The 3,430-nt window shown below is 71.8% G+C and carries 3 protein-coding genes; all 3 read left to right on the top strand.

What is annotated here, in order from left to right; genetic code table 11:
* Positions 1 to 15 precede the first annotated feature (15 nt).
* The 3 genes from lnt to fxsA all read left to right on the top strand — a co-directional run bounded on the left by lnt (position 16) and on the right by fxsA (position 3,309).
* A complete protein-coding gene (gene lnt, locus ACWDSL_RS52550; RefSeq protein WP_450496774.1) occupies positions 16 to 1,665 on the top strand; it encodes an apolipoprotein N-acyltransferase in 1,650 nt (549 codons plus the stop codon).
* Between the two features lie 211 nt (positions 1,666 to 1,876).
* Positions 1,877 to 2,650, top strand: a complete 774-nt coding sequence (locus tag ACWDSL_RS52555; RefSeq protein ID WP_450496776.1) for a polyprenol monophosphomannose synthase — start codon at positions 1,877 to 1,879, stop codon at positions 2,648 to 2,650.
* Positions 2,651 to 2,751: 101 nt separating this feature from the next.
* Positions 2,752 to 3,309, top strand: a complete 558-nt coding sequence (fxsA, locus tag ACWDSL_RS52560) for an FxsA family membrane protein (protein WP_450496777.1) — start codon at positions 2,752 to 2,754, stop codon at positions 3,307 to 3,309.
* Positions 3,310 to 3,430: the final 121 nt, after the last annotated feature.

A 3,430-nucleotide genomic window follows, 5' to 3' on the forward strand; every position in this document is an offset into this window, starting at 1 on the left:
GCCGACGCCGAGGCTCTGGCGGCCGACGCCGAGGCTCCGGCGCGCGACACCGCGGCCCCGGCCGAGGTACGTCCCGAGCCGGCCCGCCCCGGCCGGATGCGCCGGCTGGCCCGGCTCGCCCGCCGCGAGGCGCGCCGCAGCGCCATCGCGGCCGTATTCGGCCTCGCGCTGGGCCTCGCCTTCCCGCCGTACGGGCTGTGGCCGCTGTCCCTGGTCTCCGTGGCGGCCCTGAGCCTGCTCACCCACGGTCGTACGGCCCGGCAGGGCGCCTGGACCGGCTTCGCGATGGCGCTGCCGTTCTTCATAGTCCTACTGAAGTGGCTGCACGTCGTCGGCTGGGACGCCACGGTGGGCCTCGCGCTCCTGCAGGCGCTCTACTTCCTGCCGCTGGGCGCGGCCCTCGCCCTCACCTCCCGGCTTCCGGTGGCCTGGCTGCGGCCCCTGTGGGCGGCCTGCCTGTGGATCGCCGAGGAGTGGCTCCGCGGCCGGGTGCCGTTCGGCGGCTTCACCTGGGGCCGGCTGGCCTTCGCCAACACCGGGTCGCCCTTCACGCCGCTCGCCGCGCTCGGTGGCGCGCCGCTGGTCAGCTTTGCCGTCGCCCTGACGGGCACGCTGCTGGCCGCCGCGGCCCTGGCCCTGTACGGCATGCGCGGCGGCATCCCGCGGCCGCGCGCCGCGCTGGCGGCCGGCGGATCGGTCGCCGTGGCCGCGGCCGTGACCGTGGCCGGGTTCGCCGTGCCGATCCCCACGGCCGCCGACGACGCGGTGGACATCGCGATCGTCCAGGGCAATGTCCAGAAGCCCGGTATGGACTTCCTGGGCCGCCCCATGAAGATCCTCAACAACCACGTCAACGCCACGATCGAGCTGGCCAAGGACGTGAAGGCCGGCCGGATCAAAAAGCCCGACCTGGTGATCTGGCCGGAAAACGCCTCCGACCTCGACCCCTTCCAGTATCGGGAGGCGTACGCGCGGATCGACGAGGCCGTGAAGGCGATCGATGTGCCGGTCCTCGTCGGTGCGCTGGTCGACCACCCCACCAAGCAGGGCTATGTGCTGAACCAGGGCATCGTCTGGGATCCCAAGACCGGCCCCGGCGCCTCCTACACCAAGCAGCACCCGGTGCCCTTCGGCGAGTACGTCCCCTTCCGCGAGCAGCTTTCCAAGGTCATCACCCGGTTCAAGCGGGTCCCGCGCGACTTCTACCCCGGTGACCACAGCGGGGTGCTGAAGGTCGGCCCGGCCCGGCTCGGCGATGTGATCTGCTTCGAGGTCGCGTACGACGGGATCGTCCGGGACACGGTCAACGCGGGCGCCCGCATGATCGTCGTCCAGACCAACAACGCCACGTACGGCCGCACCGGCCAGCCCGAACAGCAGCTGGCCATGGGCCGGCTGCGGGCCATCGAGCACGGCCGCACGGTGGTCACCGCGGCCACCAGCGGTATCAGCGCGGTCGTCGCGCCCGATGGCACGATCGAGCAGCGGACGAAAGAATTCACCCAAGATGTGCTCACCGCGCGCGTCCCGCTGCGCGATGGCAAGACTGTCGCCGACCGCGTCGGTGCGACCCCCGAGTGGGTGCTCGCTATGGTGGGCGTTCTCTCCTGTGCGGCCGCGATCATGATTGGCCGTCGGGGACGTACGGACGAGAAAGGGCAGTAAGACCGTGAGCGACGCACGCGAGGCCGACGAGCCGCGCCAGACTTCGGACGCCGCGGATTCGCCTCGCGGGCGGAGAAGCGAACAAAATGGTGCCGTGAGCGACGCACGCGAGGCCGACGAGCCGCGCCAGACTTCGGACGCGGACGAGCCGCGTCACACCTCGGACGCCGCGGATTCGCCTCGCGGCGGGAGCAGCGAGAAGGGCGACGCCGTGCCCGAAGGGGACGGCGGGCGGCGGAAGTACGGTCCGCTCGGCAAGGTTCTGGTGATCATCCCGACCTACAACGAGGCGGAGAACATCAAGCCGATCGTCGCCCGGGTGCGGGAATCCGTGCCCGAGGCGCATGTGCTCGTCGCCGACGACAACAGCCCGGACGGCACCGGCAAGGTCGCGGACGAGCTCGCGGCCGAGGACGACCACGTACGCGTGCTGCACCGCAAGGGCAAGGAGGGCCTGGGCGCCGCCTACCTCGCCGGGTTCCACTGGGGCATCGAGCACGGCTACGGCGTACTGGTCGAGATGGACGCCGACGGCTCGCATCAGCCCGAGGAGCTGCCCCGGCTGCTGACCGCGCTCAAGGGCGCCGATCTGGTGATCGGCTCGCGCTGGGTGCCCGGCGGCCGCATCGTCAACTGGCCCAAGCGGCGGGAGTACCTTTCGCGCGGCGCCAGCACCTACTCCCGGATCCTGCTGGATGTGCCGATCCGCGATGTGACGGCCGGCTTCCGCGCCTTCCGCAAGGAGACCCTGGAAGGGCTCGGCATGGACGCGGTCGCCTCCCAGGGCTACTGCTTCCAGATCGACATGGCCTGGCGCGCGGTCAAGGCGGGCTTCCATGTGATCGAGGTCCCCGTGACGTTCGTCGAGCGTGAGCGGGGCGACAGCAAGATGAGCCGGGACATCGTCACCGAGGCGTTCTGGCGGGTCGCCACCTGGGGCGTGAGTTCCCGGGCGAACAAGCTGCTGGGGCGCGACCCCTCCTGAGCGACCCCGGGGCCGCTTGGCGGCGGCATCGGATCTCCCCGCGGAGATCTTTGGCCCCCGGGGCCCGGCTATCGCGCCGGGCCGGGCACACTTGGAGCATGATGACCGGCCCGTCGCAGCAGCAGACCGACCCGACCCGCCCCAAGCGCTCCCGCCTCCGCACCTTCCTGCCGCTGGGGATCGCGGCCTGGCTGGTGCTGGAGATCTGGCTGCTGACCGTGGTGGCGGAGGCCGCCGGCGGGTTCACGGTCTTGTCGCTGTTGCTCGCCGGAGTGGTGGTCGGCTCGGCCGTGATCAAGCGGGCCGGCCGCCGGGCCTGGCAGAACCTCTCGCGGTCCATGCAGCCGGGCGCTGCGCCGCAGGACCCGGCGGCGGGGACGGGCAGCAGTTTCACGATGCTCGGCGGGCTGCTGCTGATGATTCCCGGCCTGATCTCGGATGTGGCCGCGCTGGTGTGTCTGTTCCCGCCGACGCGCGCGCTGCTGCGCGGCCGGGCGGAGGCGCTGCTCAGGCGTCGGGTCGGATATGTGCCCGGGCCGATGGGCGGCGGCTTCGGGCCGGGGCCGGACTCCGGCCGGGACCGGATGCGCCACCCTGACGGCAAGGTCATCCAGGGCGAGGTCATACGGGACGACGAGGACCCGCACTCGGCGCGCTGACGCGTCTGCGCCCCATCCCGTTACGCGGGGTCGACAAGGGCCGGGGGGGGGCGGCGGGGCGGGGGCCGGCCCGGGTGTTTTTTGGTGTTTGTGTTCTGGTTTTCCACCGGGTTTAAAGCAA

The organism is Streptomyces sp. NPDC000941, assembly GCF_053599555.1.

Excerpts from the sequence above, each read along its gene's own strand:
- fxsA (WP_450496777.1), top strand. The coding sequence starts at position 2,752 with ATGACCGGCCCGTCGCAGCAGCAGACCGACCCGACCCGCCCCAAGCGC.